The 22,829-nt window shown below is 62.3% G+C and carries 25 protein-coding genes; 18 read left to right on the forward strand and 7 right to left on the reverse strand.

Annotated elements, in window-relative coordinates; genetic code table 11:
• Positions 1-165: 165 nt before the first annotated feature.
• The 6 genes from EFD55_RS07155 (at position 166) to EFD55_RS07180 (ending at position 4,260) form a co-directional block, all read left to right on the forward strand.
• Positions 166-1,341, forward strand: coding sequence for a cell wall hydrolase (locus EFD55_RS07155; protein WP_125843910.1), 1,176 nt, complete (start codon positions 166-168; stop codon positions 1,339-1,341).
• A 271-nt stretch (positions 1,342-1,612) separates the two neighbouring features.
• On the forward strand, positions 1,613-1,951 hold the full coding sequence (locus EFD55_RS07160; protein WP_125843911.1) for an AtpZ/AtpI family protein: 339 nt from the start codon (positions 1,613-1,615) through the stop codon (positions 1,949-1,951).
• A 64-nt stretch (positions 1,952-2,015) separates the two neighbouring features.
• Complete coding sequence (locus EFD55_RS07165) at positions 2,016-2,768, forward strand: F0F1 ATP synthase subunit A (protein WP_125843912.1); 753 nt, start codon at positions 2,016-2,018, stop codon at positions 2,766-2,768.
• 67 nt (positions 2,769-2,835) lie between these two features.
• A complete protein-coding gene (locus tag EFD55_RS07170) occupies positions 2,836-3,063 on the forward strand; it encodes a F0F1 ATP synthase subunit C (RefSeq protein WP_003545854.1) in 228 nt (75 codons plus the stop codon).
• A 78-nt stretch (positions 3,064-3,141) separates the two neighbouring features.
• Positions 3,142-3,765 (forward strand): F0F1 ATP synthase subunit B, encoded by a 624-nt coding sequence (locus EFD55_RS07175; protein WP_125843913.1) that lies wholly within the window; start codon positions 3,142-3,144, stop codon positions 3,763-3,765.
• 3 nt (positions 3,766-3,768) lie between these two features.
• Positions 3,769-4,260, forward strand: coding sequence for a F0F1 ATP synthase subunit B (locus tag EFD55_RS07180; protein ID WP_125843914.1), 492 nt, complete (start codon positions 3,769-3,771; stop codon positions 4,258-4,260).
• A 63-nt stretch (positions 4,261-4,323) separates the two neighbouring features.
• On the opposite strand, the gene rnhB is transcribed toward EFD55_RS07180, so the two are convergent.
• Both rnhB and EFD55_RS07190 read right to left on the reverse strand, forming a co-directional pair.
• Positions 4,324-5,013: a ribonuclease HII gene (gene rnhB / locus EFD55_RS07185; RefSeq protein ID WP_125843915.1), complete on the reverse strand. Its 690-nt coding sequence runs from the start codon at positions 5,011-5,013 to the stop codon at positions 4,324-4,326.
• Between the two features lie 168 nt (positions 5,014-5,181).
• Positions 5,182-6,339 (reverse strand): PA0069 family radical SAM protein, encoded by a 1,158-nt coding sequence (locus tag EFD55_RS07190; RefSeq protein ID WP_125843916.1) that lies wholly within the window; start codon positions 6,337-6,339, stop codon positions 5,182-5,184.
• A gap of 140 nt (positions 6,340-6,479) precedes the next feature.
• Here EFD55_RS07190 and EFD55_RS07195 point away from each other — a divergent pair, with 140 nt between their 5' ends.
• Both EFD55_RS07195 and EFD55_RS07200 read left to right on the forward strand, forming a co-directional pair.
• Complete coding sequence (locus EFD55_RS07195; RefSeq protein WP_125843917.1) at positions 6,480-6,998, forward strand: glycosyltransferase family 2 protein; 519 nt, start codon at positions 6,480-6,482, stop codon at positions 6,996-6,998.
• A 166-nt stretch (positions 6,999-7,164) separates the two neighbouring features.
• Positions 7,165-7,479 carry a hypothetical protein gene (locus EFD55_RS07200; RefSeq protein ID WP_125843918.1) on the forward strand — a complete coding sequence of 105 codons (315 nt, stop codon included), beginning with the start codon at positions 7,165-7,167 and terminating at the stop codon, positions 7,477-7,479.
• Positions 7,480-7,520: 41 nt separating this feature from the next.
• Here the strand turns inward: EFD55_RS07200 and moaB are convergent, their stop codons facing one another.
• The 4 genes from moaB to EFD55_RS07220 form a co-directional block, all read right to left on the reverse strand.
• Positions 7,521-8,072 (reverse strand): molybdenum cofactor biosynthesis protein B, encoded by a 552-nt coding sequence (moaB, locus tag EFD55_RS07205; protein ID WP_125843919.1) that lies wholly within the window; start codon positions 8,070-8,072, stop codon positions 7,521-7,523.
• Positions 8,072-8,971 (reverse strand): 4-(cytidine 5'-diphospho)-2-C-methyl-D-erythritol kinase, encoded by a 900-nt coding sequence (locus EFD55_RS07210; RefSeq protein ID WP_125843920.1) that lies wholly within the window; start codon positions 8,969-8,971, stop codon positions 8,072-8,074. The genes moaB and EFD55_RS07210 overlap by 1 nt, the downstream gene beginning before the upstream one ends.
• A gap of 56 nt (positions 8,972-9,027) precedes the next feature.
• The gene (locus EFD55_RS07215; protein WP_125843921.1) at positions 9,028-10,860 is read right to left on the reverse strand and encodes a tetratricopeptide repeat protein; all 1,833 of its coding nucleotides are present in this window, start codon (positions 10,858-10,860) and stop codon (positions 9,028-9,030) included.
• 133 nt (positions 10,861-10,993) lie between these two features.
• The gene (locus tag EFD55_RS07220; RefSeq protein ID WP_125843922.1) at positions 10,994-12,010 is read right to left on the reverse strand and encodes a polyprenyl synthetase family protein; all 1,017 of its coding nucleotides are present in this window, start codon (positions 12,008-12,010) and stop codon (positions 10,994-10,996) included.
• A 108-nt stretch (positions 12,011-12,118) separates the two neighbouring features.
• On the opposite strand from EFD55_RS07220, the gene EFD55_RS07225 reads away from it, so the two are divergent.
• Positions 12,119-12,346 carry a putative signal transducing protein gene (locus tag EFD55_RS07225; RefSeq protein WP_125843923.1) on the forward strand — a complete coding sequence of 76 codons (228 nt, stop codon included), beginning with the start codon at positions 12,119-12,121 and terminating at the stop codon, positions 12,344-12,346.
• A gap of 7 nt (positions 12,347-12,353) precedes the next feature.
• Positions 12,354-13,130, forward strand: coding sequence for a tRNA1(Val) (adenine(37)-N6)-methyltransferase (locus tag EFD55_RS07230; protein WP_125843924.1), 777 nt, complete (start codon positions 12,354-12,356; stop codon positions 13,128-13,130).
• A gap of 12 nt (positions 13,131-13,142) precedes the next feature.
• Here EFD55_RS07230 and EFD55_RS07235 read toward each other — a convergent pair whose 3' ends face one another.
• Positions 13,143-14,483: an Nramp family divalent metal transporter gene (locus tag EFD55_RS07235; protein WP_125843925.1), complete on the reverse strand. Its 1,341-nt coding sequence runs from the start codon at positions 14,481-14,483 to the stop codon at positions 13,143-13,145.
• Between the two features lie 170 nt (positions 14,484-14,653).
• On the opposite strand from EFD55_RS07235, the gene EFD55_RS07240 reads away from it, so the two are divergent.
• The 8 genes from EFD55_RS07240 to purD all read left to right on the forward strand — a co-directional run bounded on the left by EFD55_RS07240 (position 14,654) and on the right by purD (position 22,743).
• Positions 14,654-15,514 (forward strand): S49 family peptidase, encoded by an 861-nt coding sequence (locus EFD55_RS07240; RefSeq protein ID WP_125843926.1) that lies wholly within the window; start codon positions 14,654-14,656, stop codon positions 15,512-15,514.
• An 18-nt stretch (positions 15,515-15,532) separates the two neighbouring features.
• Positions 15,533-15,724, forward strand: coding sequence for a hypothetical protein (locus EFD55_RS07245; protein WP_125843927.1), 192 nt, complete (start codon positions 15,533-15,535; stop codon positions 15,722-15,724).
• A gap of 108 nt (positions 15,725-15,832) precedes the next feature.
• The gene (locus tag EFD55_RS07250) at positions 15,833-16,789 is read left to right on the forward strand and encodes a glycine--tRNA ligase subunit alpha (protein ID WP_125843928.1); all 957 of its coding nucleotides are present in this window, start codon (positions 15,833-15,835) and stop codon (positions 16,787-16,789) included.
• Positions 16,786-17,337: a P-loop nucleotide/nucleoside kinase family protein gene (locus tag EFD55_RS07255; RefSeq protein WP_125843929.1), complete on the forward strand. Its 552-nt coding sequence runs from the start codon at positions 16,786-16,788 to the stop codon at positions 17,335-17,337. Before EFD55_RS07250 ends, EFD55_RS07255 begins: the two co-directional genes overlap by 4 nt.
• A gap of 61 nt (positions 17,338-17,398) precedes the next feature.
• Complete coding sequence (locus tag EFD55_RS07260; protein ID WP_125843930.1) at positions 17,399-17,950, forward strand: LemA family protein; 552 nt, start codon at positions 17,399-17,401, stop codon at positions 17,948-17,950.
• 194 nt (positions 17,951-18,144) lie between these two features.
• Positions 18,145-19,407, forward strand: a complete 1,263-nt coding sequence (locus EFD55_RS07265; protein WP_125843931.1) for a 3-phosphoshikimate 1-carboxyvinyltransferase — start codon at positions 18,145-18,147, stop codon at positions 19,405-19,407.
• A 38-nt stretch (positions 19,408-19,445) separates the two neighbouring features.
• The gene (locus EFD55_RS07270; protein ID WP_125844105.1) at positions 19,446-21,380 is read left to right on the forward strand and encodes a DUF2207 domain-containing protein; all 1,935 of its coding nucleotides are present in this window, start codon (positions 19,446-19,448) and stop codon (positions 21,378-21,380) included.
• 79 nt (positions 21,381-21,459) lie between these two features.
• Positions 21,460-22,743, forward strand: coding sequence for a phosphoribosylamine--glycine ligase (purD, locus tag EFD55_RS07275; protein WP_125843932.1), 1,284 nt, complete (start codon positions 21,460-21,462; stop codon positions 22,741-22,743).
• The last annotated feature ends 86 nt before the right edge of the window (positions 22,744-22,829 follow it).

Below are 22,829 nucleotides of genomic sequence, written 5' to 3' on the forward strand. Positions count from 1 at the left end.
AGTCCCTCCCCGTGTGGGGAGGGGACTTTCGCAAGGAAATATCGCCCGCATTAGAATATCCAAAAATTCTCACGGTCACATTCCGGCACGCTCCGTTAACCGGACGTCAAGGTTAATGCGAGATTTTCAAGGGAATGTTCCCGCGTCCCATGCCCGGAGTTCGTGTTGCGTCGCAAGAGCCCTTTCCGTAGCAAGCTGCGTCTTCTTCCCGAGAACTGGGTGTCGCCAGCGATCTTCGGTCTTGCCGGCTGGCTGATTTTCCCAAGTGTCGCATCCCACGCCGATCTTGCCGCCATGCTCGCGGGTCTCGACCGCGAAGGCGGGAACTGGCGCATGGTGCTGACCAATTCTCCCGCCGGCTCCATCCACCAGGCCGAACTGGCTTTCGCCGAGCCTGATGTGACGGGGTCGATCTCCGCCGGCGCCGGCATGGTGCTGCCCGATGGCCGCAAGGTCGCCTTCACCGGGAAGGACAAGGGCCACGAGGACACGCCGGACGAGGATCGCGTCAAGCGCTCCACCAAGAAGGGCCGCATCGTCGCCGTCGAGAAGATGCAGCCGCCGAAGGACTTTTCCGCCGGCTCCATTCTCGAGCGCACCAAGATGCTCTTCACGCCGAGCTTCGATCTCAAGGAGAGGTCGGCCTTCGTCAAGCCGAAGATCCGGGGCAAGGAGATCGAGATCGCCACTTCTTTCTACAAGAAGAAGCCTGTCGTCACCGACAACGACGTGCCGGCGATGCTCGCAAGCCTCGTCACCAGCAACAAGGCCGATGTGCTTGCCACCGCCTACGCGCCGCCCGCCCCCGATTATGCCCGCCAGTCGCCGTTCGATTCCATCCTGACCGACCAGGGGGAGGGCCGCTTCGTCCCGGAGATCGGCCCGCGCGATCACGCCTGGGCCGCAAGTGTGTTGCCGCCGAGCGTCTTTTCCGCCGGCGAACAGCAATGCCTTGCCTCCGGCATCTATTTCGAAGCGCGGGGAGAATCGGTGAAGGGCCAGGCGGCCGTCGCCCAGGTCATTCTCAACCGCGTCCGCAACCCCGCCTATCCCAAGACGATCTGCGGCGTCGTTTACCAGAACGAGGATTGGCGCAACCGCTGCCAGTTTTCCTTCGCCTGCGACAGCATCAAGGACAGGGTGAATTCGGAATATCACTGGCGAGTCGCCCGTGACGTGGCGATGGCGGTGACTGCCGGCAAGATCTGGCTGCCGCAGGTTGGCTCGGCAACGCATTATCACGCCGTCTATGTCAGACCGAAATGGGCAAAGACCATGGAAAAGGTCGGCCGCATCGGTCTCCACGTCTTCTATCGTACCTATGGCGGCGGCTGGAGCTGAGATAAACCGCCTGGGCCAGCGGATTTCCGACCCTTAAAAGCGGTTTCTTTCAATCGAATTTGGGCAATCGACCGGATATCGGCCTAAATTATTGATTCGATGGAATTATTTTCTGGCTGGACAGAAGCCGCCTACGCCTTGACTATACCAATCCCTAAAACTATGTTGCGCGCGACTTCAGAACGGGCCGGAAGGGTTTCAACCCTCGTGTCCGGGGTCCGAATGACCGGGGTAGCGGGAGTACGGGCGACGGGCAAGCGAGGAGGGATCCATGGCGGATGACCGCGAGGAAAGTCTTGAGAAGCGCCGTGCGCGATTGGAAGCGGAACTCGCGACCAAGCGTGTTGAGGCGGGAGCGGATGATGCAAGCGAGGCTCGTGCCGAGGTAAGCCGCAAAGGCTATGCCCAGGCTATGAAGCTTTCCAGCGAGTTCATTGCCGCGATCGTCGTCGGTGCTGTTCTAGGCTATCTCCTCGACCGTTTTGTCGGCACGGCGCCTTGGGGTTTGATTGTTCTTCTGCTTCTCGGATTTTGTGCCGGCGTTCTGAACGTGCTGCGTTCGGCGGGGGTGGTGGCCCATCCCCTGGAAGGCAACGACGACAAGAAATGAGGACCGGTTTCCCGGTCCAGTGCAATGACCCCGTGTCCTACGGGCCAAAGAGAGAGAACAAGCGGTGTCCAACGATCCGACTCATCAGTTCCAGATCTTCAAGATTGTGCCGATTGAAATCGGCGGGATTGATTTCTCGTTCACCAACGCGTCGCTCTTCATGGCCGCTTCGGCCGCCGTTGCCGTAGGTTTCCTCTATTTCGCGACCTCGAACCGCGCCATCGTGCCGGGCCGTTCGCAGTCGATCGCGGAAATGTCCTATGAATTCATTGCCAACATGCTGAAGGAAGGCGCGGGCAAGCAGGGAATGAAGTTCTTCCCGCTGGTCTTTTCGCTCTTCATGTTCGTGTTGACGGCGAACTTGCTTGGCATGTTCCCGTATTTCTTCACGGTCACCAGCCAGATCATCGTCACGTTCGCGCTGGCGATCCTCGTCATCGGTACGGTTCTCGTCTACGGCTTCTATAAGCATGGCTTCCACTTCCTGAATGTCTTCGTGCCGTCGGGCGTGCCGGGTCTTCTGCTGCCGCTTGTTGTCGCGATCGAAATCATCTCCTTCCTCTCCCGTCCGATTTCCCTGTCGGTTCGTCTTTTCGCCAACATGCTCGCCGGTCACATTACGCTCAAAGTGTTCGCAGGCTTCGTCGCCTCGCTCGGAGCCCTGGGCGCTCTCGGTGTCGGCGGCGCCGTTCTTCCCCTCATCATGACCGTCGCCCTGACCGGTCTCGAGTTCCTCGTCGCCTTCCTTCAGGCTTACGTCTTTGCGGTACTGACTTGCATGTACCTTAACGACGCAATCCATCCGGGCGGGCACTAAGGATAACGACATCGACGTCAAAGGGCGTCAGTCATTCGCCGCAACAACCATTTCAAAGGAGTTCAACATGGAAGCGGAAGCAGCAAAGTACATCGGTGCAGGCCTGGCTTGCTTTGGTATGGCCGGTACGGCTCTCGGCCTCGGCAATATCTTCGGCAGCTACCTGTCCGGCGCTCTGCGCAATCCGTCTGCCGCTGACAGCCAGTTCGGCCGTCTGGTATTCGGCTTCGCCGTTACGGAAGCTCTGGGCATCTTCTCGCTGCTCGTCGCTCTCCTCCTCCTCTTCGCCGTCTGATATCGGCGAATAGATGGATCACGGCCTGCGGACCGCAAGCCGTGATCCTTTGCATTTGCAGTCCACCTGGAGGTGAGCATGTTTTTTGTGACCCCGGCTTACGCTGAAGAAGCACCGGCGGCAGCGACCGGCACGGATGCGCATGCCGCTCCGGCCGCAGGCGAGGTCCATACCGAGACCGGCGTTGCCGAAGGCGAACACGCCCGTGGCCCGTTCCCGCCTTTCGATTCGACGACCTATGCGTCCCAGCTGCTCTGGCTGGCGATTACGTTCGGCGTCTTCTACCTCCTTATGCAAAAGGTCATTGCGCCGCGCATCGGGGCCATCCTCGACCAGCGCCACACGCGCATCTCTCAGGACCTGGAAGAGGCCAGCCGCCTGAAGGCGGAGGCCGACGCCGCCGTCCGGACCTATGAAGGTGAACTGGCCGCTGCCCGCGCCAAATCGCATGCGATCGGCTCTGCCGCGCGTGACGCTGCCAAGGTCAAGGCCGAAGAGGATCGTCGCGCTGTCGAGGCGAGCCTGTCGGAAAAGATCAAGGCTGCCGAAGCCCGTATCGCCGACATCAAGGCGAAGGCTTTCGCCGACGTCGGTACCATTGCCGAGGAAACGGCCTCTGCGGTCGTCGAGCAGCTGATCGGCGGCACCGTCGCCACGGCCGATGTCGCAGCCGCGGTTGCGGCTGCCAAGAAGGAGGCTTGATCGATGGAATTTCACTTTGACGCGACTTTCTTCGCTTTTGTCGGGCTCGTCCTCTTCCTGGCGCTCGTCGTCTACCTGAAGGCTCCGGGCATGATGGCGAAGTCGCTCGACGATCGCGCCGACCAGATCCGCAACGAATTGGCCGAAGCCAAGCGCCTGCGCGAAGAGGCCCAGCATCTGCTTGCCGAATACCAGCGCAAGCGCAAGGAAGCTGAAGCCGAGGCGGCTCATATCGTCGCTGCCGCCGAGCGCGAAGCCGAAATGCTGACCGCCGAAGCGAAGAAGAAGACGGAAGAATTCGTCGCCAACCGCACGGCGCTCTCTGAGCAGAAGATCAAGCAGGCCGAGGCCGATGCGATGAAGGCGGTGCGTTCCGCCGCCGTCGATCTGGCGATCGCGGCTGCAGAAACGGTGCTTGCCAAGCGGGCCGATGCCAAGGTCCAGTCCGAGCTCTTCGGCAATGCCGTCAGCCAGGTCAAGACGCGGCTCAACTGAGCGGTTTCGAATGGAATGAGATTAAAGGCCGGGCTTGTCCCGGCCTTTTTCTTTTGAGCGACTCTACTCCGGGATCAGCTCGTCCGTCTCGGGACCATCATCGCCCTTGCGCAACGGTCTGAAGCTCATCCGGTGGAGGGAGCAGGGGCCATGCTTCTCGATGCCGGCGCGGTGCTGCGCCGTGCCGTAGCCCGCATGTGCCGCAAAGCCATAGTCCGGAAAGACGGCATGCGCGCGCGCCATCATCCGGTCGCGCGTCACCTTGGCGACGATCGAGGCGGCGGCGATCGAGACCGAACGGGCGTCACCCTTGACCACAGCCTGTCCCGGGCAGTCGAGGCCGGGCGGCACGTCAAGTCCATCGGTCAGCACATAGCTTGCCGGAATGGCGAGGCTGCAAATGGCGCGGCGCATCGCGTCGAGGCTCGCCTTGCGGATATCTGTCTCGTCGATGCGCGTCGAACTGGAGGAGGCGATGGAGACTGTCGCGGTCGCCAGAATCTGTACGAAGAGTTCCTCTCGCCGTTGCGCGGAAAGTTGCTTGGAATCGTTGAGGCCCTCAGGGATACGCTTCGGATCGAGAATGACGGCGGCAGCCACCACAGGCCCGGCCAACGGTCCGCGGCCTGCCTCATCGGCGCCGGCGACCGGCCAATGCCCGGCCTTGCGGGCTTTCAGTTCCAGGCGGAAATCCGGCACCAGCGGAGCTGTGTCGAAAAGCAGGGGAGAATCGGGTGGCGTGCGACGTTTCATGCGGCTGAAACTCGCACGCCAACCCGATTTCCCGCAAGTCCCCGGATCAGGGCGGCGGCCGGGGACTGGGTCCGGCGGATGGTGGCGGTCAGGGCCATCCGCGGGAATTGCGCTCGGGGCTCGAAAACAGGGCGGTTTTCTTGAGACGCGATGCGCAAGCTGGAAAAATTAGAGTAGCGACAGCTGCACGCCGCTGCCATCGGGCGGCACGAACAGATCGTCGCGCAGCGGCACGCTGCGTCGCGTCAGGCCGAAACGCCTGGCTGCCATTTCAAACCGGCGCGCGATCTGCCAGGCATAGGGACCCGCACCCTTCATGCGCTTGCCGAAGTCGGCATCGTAGTCCTTGCCGCCACGCATCGAACGCACCAGCGACATCACATGCCGGTACCGGTCCGGATAATGCTGCAGCAGCCAATCGCGAAAGAGCGGGCTGACTTCGAGCGGTAGCCGAAGGATGACATAGCTTGCCTCCGCGGCGCCGACAGCCTTGGCCGATTCGAGGATACGCTCCAACTCGTGGTCGTTCAGCGCCGGGATGAGCGGAGCGGCCATCACAGCCGTCTGGATACCTGCCTCCGCGAGCGCACGGATCGTCTCCAGGCGCCGCGGCGGCGTGGCGGCGCGGGGCTCCATCGTCCGGGCAAGTTTGCGGTCGAGCGTCGTCACCGAAATGCCAACGCGCACCAGGTTCTTGCTTGCCATCTCCTGCAGGATGTCGAGGTCACGCAGGATCATCGCCGATTTGGTGACGATCGACACCGGATGGTTCGCCTTGTTCAGAACCTCGAGGATTCCGCGCATGATGAGCCATTCCTTCTCGATCGGCTGATAGGGGTCGGTATTGGTGCCGATTGCGATCACCCGCACTTTGTAGCCCGGCTTGGCGAGCTCCCGCTCCAGCAGTTTTGCCGCATCGGGCTTGGCAAACAGCTTCGTCTCGAAATCGAGACCGGCGGAGAGCCCCATATAGGCGTGGGTCGGCCGGGCGAAGCAATAGATGCAGCCATGCTCGCAGCCGCGATAGGGATTGATCGAGCGGTCGAAGGAAATATCGGGCGATTCGTTGCGGGTGATGGCCGTGCGCGGCTTCTCGACCTGCACTTCCGTCTTGAAAGGCGGAAGCTCTTCCAGGCTCTGCCAGCCGTCGTCGAAGGTCTCCCGCTGCAATGCCTCGAACCGTCCTGTCGGATTCAGTCCGGCCCCGCGCCCGCGCCGGCGGTCGACTTCGATCCTGAGACCGGAGGACACGATCATCGCATCGGCAATATCTGCCGTATTGGCAGGCGCGAATGCGGCCTGCCCTGCCAGGGACTGCTCTCTCATCGGATTCTCCCGTGGCGGAGAAGCTATCGCCTCCGCCCGTTTTGATGATTAAATTCCTATCGGCAAAAGGAGAACAATGCAAGAACAAAATGAGGGAAACGTTGCTGGTAAAAATTTGTGCGGCGCATTATAGATAGCCGATGTTGACAGTTGTTCTTGAATGTCTGGATCAGGAATCCGAGCTTGCCCAGACCCTGTCGGTATTGGTAACCGGCGCGGTCGAGGGGCTTGTGAGCGATGTGATCGTGCTCGACCATGGCTCGCGCGACGGCACCTCGAGGGTGGCGGATGCGGCCGGCTGCCGTTTCCATTCTGAATGGGATATCAAGGACATCGTCCGATCGGCCCGCGGCGAATGGCTGCTTTTCGTCGAGCCGGGCGCGAGACCCCAGGCGGGCTGGATCGATGAGATCGCCGAATATGTGGCGCTGAACAAGCTGCCGGCGCGCTTTACCGCGTCGCGCGGCTACCGGCGCCCGTTCTTCCAGCGTGTCGGCCGAACAGTGCCGCCGTTGGAGCTCGGCTTTCTCCTGCCGAAGAAGCAGGCGCTCGCCATCGCCAAAAGCGGCATGCCGCTTGCCGAATTCGTGAAGGGCCAGAAACCGCGGAAGCTCTCGAGCGAACTGATTCCATCCTGGGTCGCCCGCACCGCGCGGTAGGTGTCGCGCGTAAAGATGGCGCCCGATACGATTTCGCGCTATAATTTCCCTATGGCGCCGTCGAAGCGCCTCGCTTCGCAACGGAAGGCCATGGATGCCGGTAACGGCAGAACAGGTCAGCGAAAATCTCCTCTTCTGCCGGGTTCCCGGCGAAAGGAGGTGCGTCATGGTACGCGGTATGATCTACGGCCTGCTGGCCGTCATATTGCCGACATTGGTGATCGCGCATCCGCATTCGGCAGCATCGCAGACGATGCGCAGTTGCGCAGGCCGACCCGAAATCGTCAATTTCCTGGACAAGAACTTCGCCGAAAAGCTCACGGCAGTCGGACTGATCAACCAGAACGCCATTCTTGAGGTCTATGCCGCCGAAAGCGGCACCTGGACACTCATCGTGACGGATGTTCACGGCGTGAGCTGCATCCTGCTGTCGGGTGACAGCTGGGATACGATGCCCGCTCTGCCGGGCATTGCCACATAGGCGAGGTGCCGGTGATTCCCAGCGCACCGAAAACAGGCAGTCTACTTGGCTGCGCCGCGTCTCAGGTGCTCGTCCAGCCGCGGCATGATCTCGACGAAGTTGCACGGCGCGCTGCGATAGTCGAGCTGTCCTTTCAGAATGCCGTCCCAGGCATCCCGGCAGGCGCCGGGCGAGCCCGGCAGCACGAAGATAAAGGTGGAATTGGCAACGCCTGCCGTGGCGCGCGACTGGATCGTCGCGGTGCCGATTTTCTCGTAGGAGATGCGGTGGAAGATAGCGGAAAAGCCCTCCATCCGCTTTTCGAACAAAGGCTCCAGCGCCTCGGGCGTCACATCGCGGCCGGTAAAGCCGGTGCCACCAGTGGTGATGACGACGTCTATGTCTTTGCTGTCAGTCCAGGCCTTCACCCGCGCGGCGATTTTTTCCCGATCATCGGGCACGATCGCCCGGTCAACCAGCCGATGGCCTGCTTCGGAGATTCGCTCTGCCAGCGTATCGCCTGATTTGTCGGTCTCAGCCGTGCGGGTGTCCGAGATGGTGAGAATCGCGATGCCGACAGCGATGAAGGGCCGCTTTTCGTTCAGACTTGCCATTATGCGCCTCCCGAAACCGTTCCCGTTGCTTGGAAATACCAGTCAGGCCGCTCGCCGTGAAGGGTCGCGGCGGCCTCTTCCGCCGCACTCATGCTCGCAAAGATCCCGAAGCAGGTGGCGCCGGAGCCGGACATGCGGGTCATGAGCGCGCCGCTGGCTTGCAACAGGGCCGAGATTTCACCGATTTCCGGCACCAGTTGGCGCGCCAGCGGCTCCAGGTCGTTGCGGGCAGCTGCGATCGCAGCAATCCAGTCGCCAGTCCGAGGCAGGGTCAAGGCCGGATTGTTCTTTGTCGTCAGCCGACGGAAAACGTCGGGCGTCGAGACGCCTTTCAGCGGATTGGCAAGCACCATGGCAAGGGCGGGCAGATCGGGCGTGGGTTCGATCTTTTCGCCGATGCCGCGGGCAATCAGCGGCCGGCTCTCCAGGCACATCGGCACGTCGGCGCCGAGTTTCAGCGCGAGCGCGGCGAGCGTCTCCTTGGGCAGCGTCGCGCCCCAGAGCCGCATCAGCCCGCGCAGCGCTGCCGCCGCATCGGCCGAGCCGCCGCCAATGCCGGAGGCGATCGGCAGGTTCTTTTCCAAGTGAATTCGGACGGGGAAGGCGAGGGCGCCGACCGCCTCGCGCAGCAGGTCGCGCGCCTTCAGCACCAGGTTCGTGCCGCCGTCGCCGGCGAGCGTTACAGCGAAACGGCCCGATAAAGTGAACGCATCGGTCTGCGATGGCGCGAAACTCAGGCGGTCGCCATGACCTGCGAAGGTCACCAGCATGTCGAGCAGGTGATAGCCATCCGACCGCTGGCCCGTCACATGCAGGGCCAGGTTGATCTTCGCGCGCGCTTCTTCGGTGACGCTAGAGCATGATGCCGAAAAGTGTGAGTGGTTTTCGGACGGCATCATGCTCTATTTCTCTGATCTCGAACCCGCCAAGCCTTCTTCAGGCACGCGGCCGCCCGTCAGGATTTCTTATCGACCGGCGGCGGAGTGACGGGTGCTGGGTCAGGCTGCTTCTTGTCGGCCGCCTTGGCATCGTCGCTGCCGGCCGGCAGGCCGTTGGCGATCTTGTCCTTGATTTTCGGAATTTCGGCAGCCTCGGGCTCGGAGCTGAGTGCCCGGTTCCACTGGTAGACGGCTTCGAGCTTGCGCCCGACGCGCCAGTAGGCATCGCCGAGATGGTCGTTGATCGTCGCGTCGCCGGCCTTGATCTGCGCCGCCCGCTCCAGCTCTTCGACGGCATCGTCGAAGCGATTGAGCCGGAAATAGGCCCAGCCCAGTGAATCGATGATGTAGCCGTCGTCGGGGCGAAGGTCGACGGCTTTCTTGATCATGCCGAGACCTTCGTCGAGATTACGGTTCATGTCGATCCAGGAATAGCCGAGGTAATTCAGCACCTGCGGTTGGTCGGGATTGAGTTCCAGCGCCTTGCGGAAGTTCGGTTCCGCCTGGTCCCACTTCTTCAGCCGCTCATAGGCAATGCCGCGCTGGAAGAAGACGCTCCAGTTGGCGCGGCCGGGCAGGGGGCCGATCGCTTCGACCGCCTTGTCGTAATTGGTGGCCATCGCCTCGTAGTCCTTGGCATCGGACAGCACGCTGCCATAGGCGAGGTAGCTGCGGATATCCTTCGGGTCGGAGGCGATCAGAGCCTGCAGGTGCTTGCGCGCCTCGTCCACCTTGCCGCCCTGGGCAAGGGCAAGGCCGAGCTGCAGCTCGGAGATGCGCCGCATCGGTGAATTGTCAGGCACTTTCTTGTAGAGCGCGATGGCGCGGTCCATCTGGTTCTGCTTCTCGGCAATGCCGCCGAGTAATACCAGCGTATCGGCGCTGTTCGGGTCGAGCGCATTGGCCGTCTGCAGGTAAAGCGAGACGATATCCTCAGCGCCGTCGCGGTTCAGCGCGCCGCCGACGGAGAAGAGCACGCCGGCAGCCCCTTCTTCGGCCGTCTTGACCTGCTGCTCCTGCTTCTCATCCTTCTCGATGCTGTCGCGCAGCGCGTTCAGCGGCGCATAGTTCGGCAACAGGTTGTCGCCGACGGAAACGGCGTCGAGCGCCTTCTGCTTGTTGCCCTGCGTGGCTTCGAGGCGGGCAAGCGCCATCACCGCGCGCATGAAGGTGTCGGGCGCCGTCGCGCCCCCCTCCTTGTCGAGCACGGCATCGTTCAGATGCTGGCGGGCGGATTTCACGTCGCCGCTGACGATGGCAATCGCGCCGGCATTGTAATTCTGGAAGATGCGGAACCAATCCGGTCCCTTCATCTTCTCGACCATGGCGAGCGCTTCCTTGCCACGGCCGGCGCCGACGCGGGCCCAGGCAAGCAGGAGGTCGTTCATCATCCGGTCGAGATCGTTCGGTCCCTTGTATTTCAGGATGGCCTCGGCGGTCTTGTAGTCGCCGCGGCGCACGGCATCCATGCCGCGCACGATCGTGGTGATGCGCTCGACGGAAGGATCGCCCTTCAGGTCGTTGGCATATTTGACGCCTTCTTTGATGTCGCCGCTGAGTAGCAGCGAGATCATCAGTCGCTGGCGAATCTCCGGATTGCCGGGCTCGATCTGCAGCGCCTTCTTGTAGAGCTCGATCGCTGTTTCGTAATCGTGATCGACATCGGCCGTGCGTGCGGCAAGGAAGGCGCCGGAGAAGGTCGTGACGCTATCGGCATCGAAGTTGTCGGCTTTGGGGGCATCGCTGGCCTTGACCGCATCCTCGGCACTCACGCCGCCGACGCCGCCGAGCGAAAGGACAGCCACTAGCGCTGCGCTCGTAAGAAGACGGATGGCAAATCTCTGCCGCATTCGGAAACCTTTCTTCGAGAGCGTCCCGGCCATGGTGCCGGTCGCAAAACCAGTTGCGATCACTGATTCATAACAGGATGGCTTTTTTGAAGCGCCGCCGCAAGAAAATCAGACTGCAACCGAGGATGTTCGATTAATTAACGCGCTCGATGCAGAAATCGATCACTTCCATCAGGGCGGATTTCCATACCGTATCGGGAAGCGGCGCAAGTGCGTCCCGCGCGATGGTGCCATAATGGACGGCACGGCCGATGGTGTCGCCCAGCGTGCCATATTTGGTGATCAGCCCTAGCGCCTTTTCCAGGTTGGCGTCGGTGCTGTTGCCGGCCTCGATCGCATCGCGCCAGAAGGCGCGCTCGTCTTCGGTGCCGCGGCGATAGGCGAGGATGACGGGCAGCGTGATCTTGCCCTCGCGGAAATCATCGCCGACATTCTTGCCGAGATCGGCCGCCTTGCCGCCGTAATCAAGAGCGTCGTCGACGAGCTGGAAGGCCAGGCCGAGATTCATGCCATAGGATTTCAGCGCGTTTCGGCCGGATCTGCCGGCATCGGCGACGATCGGCCCGACTTCGGCGGCAGCCGCAAACAGAGCCGCCGTCTTGGCGCGGATGACGGAGAGATAGTCATCCTCGGTCGTCTCCATGTTCTTGGCGACGGAAAGCTGCAGAACCTCGCCTTCGGCGATCACGCAGGCCGCGGAAGACAGGACGTCGAGCGCATCGAGCGAGCCTACATCGACCATCATGCGGAAGGCCTGGCCGAGCAGGAAATCGCCCACCAGCACGCTTGCCTGGTTGCCCCAGATCATCCGCGCGGTCGATTTGCCGCGGCGAAGGTCGCTTTCGTCAACGACGTCGTCATGTAGCAACGTTGCCGTGTGCATAAACTCGACCGATGTGGCGAGCTTGATGTGGTTTTCACCCCTGTAGTCGAACAGCGAGGCGGCAGCCAGCGTCAGCATCGGCCGCAGCCGCTTGCCGCCGGATGAGATCAGATGGTTCGCCACCTCGGGGATCATCTGCACGTCGGAGCCGGCCTTGGACAGAATGAGCTGGTTCACCCGCTCCATGTCGGCCTTGGTGAGATCGACCAATGGCTTTATGGATGCCAGTTTGTTTTTGCTTTCTTCAAGCGGTATGACCACGCCCAACGACCCGGACTCCTGTTCATTCATTACAGCTGACAATAGAAAGGGGCGGTGGACGCGGCAAGGGGTGAATTGTCGCGCTGGGCGAAATTGGAAGGAAAATGACGGCAAATGCATGAACTTATCCGTGCCAACGATCCTGTTCTTCTCTCTTTTGCCGAGAGCTTGATGAAGGATGCGGGAATTCACTGCTTCATCGCCGATCAGGGAATGAGCGTGCTGGAGGGCTCGCTCGGCATGCTGCCGCGTCGTCTTCTGGTGGATGAGGACATGGCCGATCGGGCGCGCCGCATCCTGATCGACGCCGGTCTCGGCGGCGAATTGCGCGAGAAGAAGTGAGCGCCTGATGACCGGGAAGCCTGCCGAAACCATCGATGCCTTCCATCGCGGCGCCTTCCATCTGTTGCAGCCGAAGGGCAGGGGCCATCGCTCCGGCATGGACGCGATGCTGCTTGCGGCTCTCGTCGCCGACGACCGTCCGGTCCGGGTCGCCGATCTCGGCGCCGGTGCGGGTGCAGCCGGCCTTGCCGTCGCCTCGCGCCTTGCCGATACGCAAGTGGTGCTATTCGAACGCTCGGCCGAGATGGCCGATTATGCCCGCCGCAGCATCCTCCTGCCCGGCAATGCCCATGTCGCCGGCCGCGTCAGCGTCGTCGAGGCCGATGTGACGCTGACCGCCAAGGCGCGCAACGAGGCCGGCCTCCTCGACGAGAGCTTCCACCACGTCATCATGAACCCGCCCTTCAACGATGCCGGCGACCGGCGCACGCCGGATGCGCTGAAGGCCGAAGCCCATGCGATGACCGACGGCCTGTTCGAAAGCTGGGTCCGCACCGCAGGCGCCATCATGATCCCGGGCGGGCAATTGTCGCTGATCGCAAGGCCCCAATCGATCGCCGAGATCATTACTGCCTGCGGCCGGCGCTTCGGCGGCATCGAGATCACCGCCGTTCATCCGCGTGAGCGTGAAAACGCCGTCCGCATCCTGGTGACCGCAATCAAGGGATCGAGGGCTCGTCTGTCGCTGCGCGCGCCGCTCATCATGCACGAAGAGGGGAGCCACAGGTTCTCCCCTCTCGTCGATGATTTCAACAATGGCCGGGCGGCCTATGACAGGCTCTAGGCTGAAATTGCTTTAGCCGGTGACGAAGTCGGAGAGCAGCTTGACGTTCAGCACAGCGATCACAATCGCGATCACGTAAGCAATGCCGCTCAGCCAGCGCGGCGCCACAAGTTCGCCCATCTTGGCCTTGCTGGCGGTGAACATGACAAGCGGGAAGACGGCGAAGGAAAGCTGCAGGCTGAGCACCACCTGCGTCAGGATCAGCAGCCGCGCCGTGCCCTGGTCGCCATACCAGATGGTGACGATCGCCGCCGGCACGATGGCGATGGCGCGGGTGATCAGGCGGCGCACCCAGGGCTTCAGCTTGATCTTCAGGAAGCCTTCCATGACGATCTGGCCGGCAAGCGTTGCCGTCACCGTCGAGTTGAGGCCGCAGCAGAGAAGTGCAATGCCGAACAAGGTCGGCGCGATCGCAAGACCCAGCAGCGGCGACAGCAGCGAATGCGCCTCGCCGAGTTCGACGATATCGGTCCTGCCATGCGCATTGAAGGCGGCCGCCGCCAGGATCAGAATCGAGGCGTTGATCAGCAGCGCAAAACAGAGTGCGACCGTCGAGTCGATCGTCGCATAGGTCAGCGCCTCCTTCTTCTCAGGCACTGTATGGCCATAGGCCCGCGTCTGCACGATGCCGGAGTGGAGGTAGAGATTGTGCGGCATCACGGTCGCGCCGAGAATGCCAAGCGCCAGATAGAGCATCTCCGGATTGCTGACGATTTCGGTGGTCGGGAAGAAGCCGGTGAGGACGGCGCCCCATTGCGGGTCGGCAAGCAGGATCTGCACGCCGAAGCAGACCGCGATGACGCCGAGCAGCGCGATGATGAAGGCTTCCACCCAGCGGAAACCGAGCTTCTGCAGGAAGAGGATCACGAAGACGTCGAGCGCGGTGATCAGCACGCCGAGTTCGAGGGGGATGCCCATCAGCAGGTTGAGGCCGATCGCGGTGCCGATCACCTCGGCGATGTCGGTGGCGATGATGGCAATCTCGGCGAAAGCCCAGAGCGGCACCGAAACATATCTGGGAAAGGCGTCGCGGCAGGCCTGCGCAAGATCACGGCCGGAGGCGATCGCCAGGCGCGCGCAGAGCGATTGCAACACGATCGCCATCAGGTTGGAAAGCAGGGCGACGGTCAGCAGCGCATAGCCAAATTTAGAGCCGCCGGCGAGCGAGGTCGCCCAGTTGCCGGGGTCCATGTAGCCAACGGCCACCATGTAGCCCGGTCCGGCGAAGGCGGCGGCCCTTCGCCACCTCGAGCTGGGACGCCCGGTTCCGACGGTGCGGTAGACATCGGACAGCGATGCCTCTCCGCGTTCGTGCCGCCAGCCGCTTCTTGCATTCGGATTGAGGACGTCCATGCGATTTCCACCTGTTTTATCGTCCGCGCACTATGACGGATTAGAATGATAATGCAAGTCATTCGCAACAGGAAAATCAAACTCGGTGATTTCCAGAACACGGCCATTGCGTTTGGCGTTCCAACGCATACATGGGTGACGATCGTGCGACCCGAAGCGAAGGATGGGAAATGGCCGGATTCTTGAGAAAGCTGCTGCCTAAACGGTTCCGCAAGGACGGCATCACCATCCCGGTCGTCCGGCTGCAGGGCGCGATCATCAGCGGCGGCGGCCAGTTCCGCCCGACCCTCAATCTCGCCAATGTCGCGCCGGTCCTGGAAAAGGCCTTCGCCATGAAGGACGCGCCGGCGGTTGCCATCTCCATCAATTCGCCGGGCGGCTCGCCGGTGCAGTCGCGCCTGATCTTCACCCGCATTCGCGAGCTCGCTCGCGAAAAGCAGAAGAAGGTGCTTGTTTTCGTCGAGGACGTCGCCGCCTCCGGTGGTTACATGATCGCCCTTGCCGGCGACGAGATCATCGCCGACGCCACCTCGATCGTCGGCTCGATCGGCGTCGTCTCCGGCGGCTTCGGCTTTCCCGAACTCTTGAAAAAGATCGGCGTCGAGCGCCGCGTCTATACGGCGGGTGAAAACAAGGTGATCCTCGATCCTTTCCAGCCGGAAAAGGAGAAGGATATCGAGTACCTGAAGAGCCTGCAGCTCGAGATCCACCAGGTCTTCATATCGATGGTGCGCGAGCGTCGCGCCGGCAAACTGAAGGACGATGCGACGGTTTTTTCCGGCCTGTTCTGGAGCGGCACGCGCGGCCTCGAGCTCGGCCTCATCGATGGCCTCGGCGACATGCGCCAGGAGTTGAAGAGGCGCTACGGTCAGAAAGCCAAGCTAGAGCTTGTCACCGCCGGCCGCGGCCTGTTTGGCCGCCGCATTCCCGGCGTCTCGCCGGTCTCCTTCGAAGGCGCGGCGTCCGGCCTCGCGACGGGGCTTGTCGAAGCGGCGGAAGAGAGAGCATTGTGGAGCCGTTTCGGGCTTTAAGGAGAGCAAGAGAAGGCCATGCCGCAACTTATTACTATCCTGATCCTGGTCTTTTCCGCCTGGTGGCTCTACCGCCGCTTCGTCTCCGATGCCCGCAAGCTCGCCGAAAAGTCGCGCCGTGCTGAAAAGGAGCGCCAAACTGGCGCGATCGGGACCCTGGTCAAGGATCCGGCGACTGGAGAATACCGGCTGAAGCGCGAGGACGAATAAGGCGCTTCGGTGTGCGTCGAAAATGTCCGCCGCCGCAAAAGTCTTGACCGTTGCGGCCCTCCATGGCACCTGTCGCGCCGATAATTCCCAAGCAATCGGTGCCGTTTGATGTCAGCTATCCCAGACCATATGAACCCGAAGCGCTCCTTCCAGGCGCTGATCCTGACCCTGCATAGCTACTGGGCGGACAAGGGTTGCGCGGTGCTGCAGCCCTACGACATGGAAGTCGGCGCCGGCACCTTTCACCCCGCCACCACGCTGCGCGCGCTTGGCCCCAAGCCCTGGAAGGCGGCCTATGTCCAGCCGTCACGCCGCCCCTCCGATGGCCGCTACGGCGAAAACCCGAACCGCCTGCAGCATTATTACCAGTACCAGGTCATCCTGAAGCCCAACCCGCCCAACCTTCAGGAGCTCTATCTCGGCTCGCTGGCCGCGATCGGCCTCGATCCGCTGCTGCATGACATCCGTTTCGTCGAGGACGATTGGGAAAGCCCGACGCTCGGCGCATGGGGCCTCGGCTGGGAATGCTGGTGCGACGGCATGGAAGTCTCGCAGTTCACCTATTTCCAACAGGTCTGCGGCATCGAATGCTCGCCCGTCGCCGGCGAACTGACCTATGGTCTCGAGCGCCTCGCCATGTATGTCCAGGGCGTCGACAATGTTTACGACCTGAATTTCAACGGCCGGGAGGGCGACGAGAAGATCAGCTATGGCGACGTCTTCCTGCAGGCCGAGCAGGAATATTCGCGTCACAATTTCGAATTCGCCAATACCGAGATGCTGCATCGCCATTTCGTCGATGCCGAGAAGGAATGCCGGGCACTGCTCGATGCCGGCGCCCCGGGCGACAACTCCAACCAGCGCCTGCACAAATGCGTCTTCCCGGCCTATGACCATTGCATCAAGGCAAGCCACGTCTTCAACCTGCTCGATGCCCGCGGCGTCATCTCGGTGACGGAGCGCCAGAGCTATATCCTGCGTGTGCGCACCCTCGCGAAGGCCTGCGGCGAAGCCTTTCTGCTGACCGATGCCGGCGGCGTCAACCTGGCCAAAGAGGCAGCGTGACGGAGAAGCTCGCCGGCCATATCATCCATATCAACGGCTGGCCGGGCACGGGAAAGCTGACCGTTGGCCGCTTGCTGGCTAAAAGGCTCAGCGCGCGGCTCGTCGACAATCACACCTTGCTCAATCCGGCCGAGGCCCTGTTCTCCCGCAGCGATCCGCTGCATGCCTCGTTGCGCAGGCAGATTCGACAGGCAGTCTTCGATCATGCCGTGCGCGCCGACCCGGCTGAAAGCTTCGTCTTTACCGATGCCCTGTCGGACGACGAAGATGACAGCGCGACCTTCTCCTGGTACCGCGATCTGGCGGCCGCAAGGGGCGCCGATCTCGTAGCGATCCTGCTCGATTGCGCCCCGGAGGAGAATGCCAGGCGCCTTGCTTCTCCCGGTCGATCCGAGGCGCTCAAGCTTACGGATATTGCGATGCTGCGGCGGCTGCGGGCAAACTATAAACTGCTGCGCGGACTGGCTGAACGCACCATCGAAATCGACACGACAGACCTTTCACCGGATCAGGCGATGGCCCGAATCCTCGCCGATATCGGCGTTTGACGGCAGCCGGGAAACCTGCGTAGTCTCCGCCCGGACATTACTTCGTTGCGGGGGATTCGCGATGTATATTGCGCTTGGCGTCATCGTTCTGGTCGTACTCTACGTCGTTTTTATTTATAACGGCCTGGTTCGCTCGCGGCAGATGGCTGAGGAAGCCTGGTCCGGCATCGACGTGCAGCTCAAGCGCCGCGCCGATCTGATCCCGAACCTGATCGAGACGGTCAAGGGCTATGCCGCCCATGAGAAGACCACGCTCGAAGAGGTGGTTTCACTTCGCAACAAGGCGCAGGCCGTTCCATCAGGTGATGTCGCGGGCAGGGCGCAGGCGGAAGGGCTGCTCGGCCAGGCGCTCGGCCGGGTCATCGCGCTTGCCGAAGCCTATCCGGATCTCAAGGCCAACCAGAACTTTGCCGAGCTCCAGGCCTCGCTGGAAACCATGGAAGGCGAGTTGCAGATGGCGCGGCGTTATTACAATGGTGCGGCCCGCGATCTCAACGTCAAGGTTGAAAGCTTCCCCTCCAATCTTGTCGCCGGCCAGTTCGGATTCGCCAAGCGGGAATATTTCGAAATCACCAATGAGGCCGATCGCGCCGTCCCGACCGTGAAATTCTGAAGATCCGGCATTTTGCCTTTGCAAAAAAGCGATTAAGAGCAAGGGCAGATTTGCGGCCGGCTAAAGCATGTCGCGCAAAAGTGTCCAGCGGTTTTGCGATGACGACATGCGCAAAACCAAAGAGCTAAAGCGCGACAAGCGAATCTGAAAGATCGCGACGCGCTTTAGGGCTGCCTTATGGACGGAAGAACAGCATGACACGCACAGCCAAACTAACGATCATCCCGCCGGGCAAGCCGCTTTCGGGCCGCGCCATGCCGCCGGGTTCCAAGTCGATCACCAATCGCGCCCTGTTGCTCGCGGGCCTTGCGAAAGGCACCAGCCGGCTGACCGGGGCGCTGGAGAGCGACGATACGCGTTATATGGCCGATGCGCTGCGCGCCATGGGTGTTACGATCGACGAGCCCGATGATACCACCTTCGTCGTCACCGGCAGCGGCAGGCTGCTGCCGCCGAAGGCGCCGCTCTTCCTCGGCAATGCCGGCACGGCGACACGCTTCCTCACGGCCGCCGCGGCTCTGGTCGACGGCACCGTCATCGTCGATGGCGACGAGCATATGCGCAAGCGCCCGATCGGCCCGCTGGTCGATGCGATGTGCGCGCTCGGTATTGATGCCACGGCCGAGACCGGCTGCCCGCCGGTCACCGTCAGGGGCACCGGACGCTTCCAGGCTGACCGCATCCGCATCGATGGCGGCCTCTCCAGCCAGTACGTCTCGGCCCTGCTGATGATGGCGGCGGGCGGCGACCGGCCGGTCGATATCGAACTCGTCGGCGAGGATATCGGCGCGCTCGGCTATATCGATCTGACCACGGCGGCCATGAAGGCCTTCGGCGCCAAGGTCGAGAAGACCAGCCCCGTCACATGGCGTGTCGAGCCGACCGGCTACCATGCCGCCGATTTCATCGTCGAACCGGATGCCTCGGCCGCGACCTATCTTTGGGCCGCCGAAGTCCTGACCGGCGGCGCGATCGATCTCGGCGTTCCCGCCGAAGCTTTCTCGCAGCCGGATGCCCGCGCCTATGACATGATCGCCAGGTTTCCGCATCTGCCGGCCGAAATCGACGGCTCGCAGATGCAAGATGCCATTCCGACGCTTGCCGTGCTTGCCGCCTTCAACGAGACGCCGGTCCGCTTCGTCGGCATCGCCAACCTGCGCGTCAAGGAATGCGACCGTATCCGCGCGCTTTCGACCGGGCTGACACGCATCGATCCGAATCTTGCCCGCGAAGAGGGCGACGATCTGATCGTACAGTCCGATCCGGCCCTTGCGGGCAAGCGCCTGCCGGCGGAGATCGATAGTTTCGCCGATCATCGCATCGCCATGAGCTTCGCACTCGCTGGCTTGAAGATCGCTGGCATCACCATTCTCGATCCCGATTGTGTCGGCAAGACCTTCCCCGCCTACTGGCGGACGCTCGCGGCACTCGGCGTGACATATCAGGATAACGATTGACGGAACGCGCGGCCGAGGCTGCCGCCGGGGGGACAGGGATGGGGCGTCGGTTTTTCGGATTTTGCTTTGCGCTGCTGTTGATGCTTGCGGCTCCGGCGGCGTTTGCCGCCGAGGTCATCGACAGCTTCGCCTCCGATATCGCGCTCGAAAAGAGGGGCGCGATGACGGTGACGGAAACGATCACCGTCAACGCCGAAGGCAACCAGATCAATCACGGCATCTTCCGTGATTTCCCGCTCTACTTCACCGATGCGTCGGGCCGTCGCCGCAGCGTCGATTTCGATATGGTGTCGGTCAAGCGCGATGGTGCCGACGAGCCTTGGCACACGGAATCAATTTCGGGCGGCATCCGCATCTATGCAGGCTCTGCCGACGTGACGGTCACTCCGGGTCGTCACCAATATGCTTTCACCTACAGAACCAACCGCCAGATCCGCTATTTCGACGATCATGACGAACTCTACTGGAATGTCACCGGCAATGGCTGGATCTTCCCGATCCGCTCGGCCACGGCGACGGTGAAGCTGCCGCCCGGCGTCGGCGCCACCGACACGATCTTCTTCACCGGCCCGGAGGGCGCGACAGGCAAGAATGCCCGCGTCAGTGAAACCGGCGCCGGTCTGGTCTTTTCGACGACCGAGCCGCTTGGTGCGCGCGAAGGCCTGACCTTCTCGATCAAGATGGCGAAGGGCGCCATCGATCCGCCGAGCGCCGATATGGAAAGCAGCTGGTGGCTCAAGGACAACCGCAATTATTTCATCGGCTTCGGCGGCCTGTTCCTCGTCTTCGCTTACTACACGCGCTCCTGGCTGAAGGTCGGCCGCGATCCCGCCCGCGGCGTCGTCGTTCCGCGCTGGGATGCGCCAGACGGCATCTCGCCAGCGCTGGTCAACTACATCGACAACAAAGGTTTCTCTGGCGAAGGCTGGACGGCGCTGTCCGCCACTGCGCTCAATCTTGCTGTGCGCGGTTACGTCAAGCTCGAGGACCTGAAGAATTCGATCGTCATCCGTGGCACCGGCAAACCGCTCGGCAAGGAGAAATTCCAGGCCGGCGAGACCGAATTGCTGAAGGTTGCCGGCGGCACCGGCTCGACGCTGACGATCGACAAGGCCAATGGCGAGCGGGTGAAATCCGTTGGCCAGGCCTTCCGCTCGGCGATCGAGAAGGAGCATCGCGGCAAATACTACAATTCCAACCTGGGTTACACCTCAGGCGGCATCGCGCTCAGCGCCGCAGCCCTCGTGGTGCTGTTCGTCTATGGTTCGCTGGAGCCCGATACGATCGCGCTGATGCTGATTCCGATCGCTATTTCGGTCTTTGTTGCGGTTTTCGTCGCCGGCTTCGTCAGGTCGCTGCATCGCGGCAAGTCGCTGTTCGGCAAGATCCTGGCCATCATCGCCACCGCGATCGGTGTTTTCGTCGGCATCAGCATCCTGGCAACCGTGGTCCTGGCGCTCGCCTCGTCACTGATGGAGCTGCATGAAACGCCGATGCTCTTTGCCGTCGGCGGCATCGTGCTCCTGAACATCCTCTATGTCTTCATCATGGGCGCACCGACCCCGCTCGGCGCCAAGATGATGGACGGCATAGACGGCCTGCGCCAGTATCTGACGCTTGCCGAGAAGGACCGCATGAACACCGCGGGCGCCCCTGACATGTCGCCGCAACATTTCGAGACGCTGCTGCCCTATGCGGTGGCGCTCGGCGTCGAGAAGCCCTGGTCGCGCGCCTTCGAAACCTGGCTCGCGGCGGCGGCCGCAGGTGCCGCCGCTGCCTATGCGCCGGCCTGGTACTCCGGCAATTTCAACAGCGGCAGCTTCTCCGATCGCATCGGCGGCTTCTCTTCCTCGATGGCCTCGACCATCGCCTCGACGATTCCTTCGCCGCCGCCATCGAGTTCGTCCTCCGGTTTTTCCGGCGGCGGCTCGTCCGGCGGGGGTGGCGGAGGCGGTGGAGGCGGGGGCTGGTAAGCTTTCCCGCTTGACCTTTCGGTTCTTCGCCCTTAACCGCCAGTCGGACCAGGCCAGACGAAACAGAAAAGGGTCGCGCATGAAGGTTCTGTTGATCGGATCGGGCGGACGCGAGCACGCGCTCGCGTGGAAGCTGGCGCAATCGCCTGTGATGACGGAGTTCTACGCCGCACCCGGCAATCCGGGCATCGCCGAACACGCTGCCCTGGTGTCCGTTGACGTCGAGGATCACGAAGCCGTCGCGTCTTTCTGCAAGGACAAGGCGATCGATTTCGTCGTCGTCGGCCCGGAGGGGCCGCTGGTCGCCGGCCTTGCCGACCGGCTGCGCACCGATGGCCTTGCGGTCTTCGGTCCTTCCGCCGCCGCCGCCCAGCTCGAGGGCTCGAAGGGTTTCACCAAGGATATCTGCGCCCGCTACGACATTCCGACTGGCGCCTACCAGCGCTTCAACAATGCGCCGAAGGCGAAAGCCTATATCCGAACCCAGGGTGCGCCGATCGTGGTCAAGGCCGATGGCCTTGCTGCCGGCAAGGGCGTAACGGTGGCGATGACGCTGGATGAGGCGCTGGCTGCTGTGGACGACTGCTTCGAGGGCGCCTTTGGCGCTGCCGGCGCCGAAGTCGTCGTCGAGGCCTATCTCGACGGAGAGGAGGCGAGCTTCTTCTGCCTCTGCGACGGAAAACATGCGCTGCCGCTGGCAACCGCCCAGGACCACAAGCGGGTGGGCGAGGGTGATACCGGCGTCAATACCGGCGGCATGGGCGCCTATTCGCCGGCGCCTGTCATGACCGCCGAGATGGTCGAGCGCACCATGAAGGAGATCATCGAACCGACGATGCGCGGCATGGCCGAAAGCGGCCATCCCTTCTCCGGCGTCTTCTTCGCCGGGCTGATGATCACCGCGAAGGGTCCGGAGCTCATCGAATACAATGTCCGTTTCGGCGATCCCGAATGCCAGGTGCTGATGATGCGGTTGAAGAGCGATCTTCTGCCGCTGCTGCTGGCGGCAGCCAACGGCACGCTCGATCAGGTCAGCGCCGAATGGAGCGACGATCCGGCGCTGACGGTGGTGATGGCCTCGAAGGGTTATCCCGGCGCCTACGAGAAGAACACGCCGATCCTCTCTTTGCCGGATGCGGGCGACGGTGAGAAGGTGTTTCATGCCGGCACAGGCCTGAAGGACGGCGCGCTGGTTGCGACCGGCGGCCGCGTGCTCAATGTCACGGCGTCAGGCGGCACGGTCGGCGAGGCGAGAGACCGTGCCTACGCGTTGCTCGACAAGGTGAGGTGGGAAAACGGCTTCTGCCGGCGCGACATCGGCTGGCGTGCGATCGAGCGCGAAACAGCCCCAGATAAAGTATAAATCGTCGCGTTCTTTAAATTTTTACCTTTTCCCCTGACGGGATAGAAACAAAGCTGCGCTATATCGCTCCTATAGTGAGACGGAGT

It is taken from the genome of Rhizobium pisi, from assembly GCF_003938655.1.
GTDB lineage: Bacteria > Pseudomonadota > Alphaproteobacteria > Rhizobiales > Rhizobiaceae > Rhizobium > Rhizobium pisi.

What these genes read in the sequence shown, in the direction of transcription:
- moaB (WP_125843919.1), bottom strand. Translation starts at nt 8,072, where the DNA reads ATGGCAAGTCTGAACGAAAAGCGGCCCTTCATCGCTGTCGGCATCGCG.
- EFD55_RS07180 (WP_125843914.1), top strand. Translation starts at nt 3,769, where the DNA reads ATGGAATTTCACTTTGACGCGACTTTCTTCGCTTTTGTCGGGCTCGTC.
- EFD55_RS07250 (WP_125843928.1), top strand. Translation starts at nt 15,833, where the DNA reads ATGTCAGCTATCCCAGACCATATGAACCCGAAGCGCTCCTTCCAGGCG.
- EFD55_RS07265 (WP_125843931.1), top strand. Translation starts at nt 18,145, where the DNA reads ATGACACGCACAGCCAAACTAACGATCATCCCGCCGGGCAAGCCGCTT.
- EFD55_RS07270 (WP_125844105.1), top strand. Translation starts at nt 19,446, where the DNA reads ATGGGGCGTCGGTTTTTCGGATTTTGCTTTGCGCTGCTGTTGATGCTT.
- EFD55_RS07160 (WP_125843911.1), top strand. Translation starts at nt 1,613, where the DNA reads ATGGCGGATGACCGCGAGGAAAGTCTTGAGAAGCGCCGTGCGCGATTG.
- EFD55_RS07200 (WP_125843918.1), top strand. Translation starts at nt 7,165, where the DNA reads ATGGTACGCGGTATGATCTACGGCCTGCTGGCCGTCATATTGCCGACA.
- EFD55_RS07230 (WP_125843924.1), top strand. Translation starts at nt 12,354, where the DNA reads ATGACCGGGAAGCCTGCCGAAACCATCGATGCCTTCCATCGCGGCGCC.
- purD (WP_125843932.1), top strand. Translation starts at nt 21,460, where the DNA reads ATGAAGGTTCTGTTGATCGGATCGGGCGGACGCGAGCACGCGCTCGCG.
- EFD55_RS07245 (WP_125843927.1), top strand. Translation starts at nt 15,533, where the DNA reads ATGCCGCAACTTATTACTATCCTGATCCTGGTCTTTTCCGCCTGGTGG.
- EFD55_RS07235 (WP_125843925.1), bottom strand. Translation starts at nt 14,483, where the DNA reads ATGGACGTCCTCAATCCGAATGCAAGAAGCGGCTGGCGGCACGAACGC.
- EFD55_RS07240 (WP_125843926.1), top strand. Translation starts at nt 14,654, where the DNA reads ATGGCCGGATTCTTGAGAAAGCTGCTGCCTAAACGGTTCCGCAAGGAC.
- rnhB (WP_125843915.1), bottom strand. Translation starts at nt 5,013, where the DNA reads ATGAAACGTCGCACGCCACCCGATTCTCCCCTGCTTTTCGACACAGCT.
- EFD55_RS07225 (WP_125843923.1), top strand. Translation starts at nt 12,119, where the DNA reads ATGCATGAACTTATCCGTGCCAACGATCCTGTTCTTCTCTCTTTTGCC.
- EFD55_RS07215 (WP_125843921.1), bottom strand. Translation starts at nt 10,860, where the DNA reads ATGCGGCAGAGATTTGCCATCCGTCTTCTTACGAGCGCAGCGCTAGTG.
- EFD55_RS07190 (WP_125843916.1), bottom strand. Translation starts at nt 6,339, where the DNA reads ATGAGAGAGCAGTCCCTGGCAGGGCAGGCCGCATTCGCGCCTGCCAAT.
- EFD55_RS07170 (WP_003545854.1), top strand. Translation starts at nt 2,836, where the DNA reads ATGGAAGCGGAAGCAGCAAAGTACATCGGTGCAGGCCTGGCTTGCTTT.
- EFD55_RS07260 (WP_125843930.1), top strand. Translation starts at nt 17,399, where the DNA reads ATGTATATTGCGCTTGGCGTCATCGTTCTGGTCGTACTCTACGTCGTT.
- EFD55_RS07210 (WP_125843920.1), bottom strand. Translation starts at nt 8,971, where the DNA reads ATGATGCCGTCCGAAAACCACTCACACTTTTCGGCATCATGCTCTAGC.
- EFD55_RS07175 (WP_125843913.1), top strand. Translation starts at nt 3,142, where the DNA reads ATGTTTTTTGTGACCCCGGCTTACGCTGAAGAAGCACCGGCGGCAGCG.
- EFD55_RS07195 (WP_125843917.1), top strand. Translation starts at nt 6,480, where the DNA reads ATGTTGACAGTTGTTCTTGAATGTCTGGATCAGGAATCCGAGCTTGCC.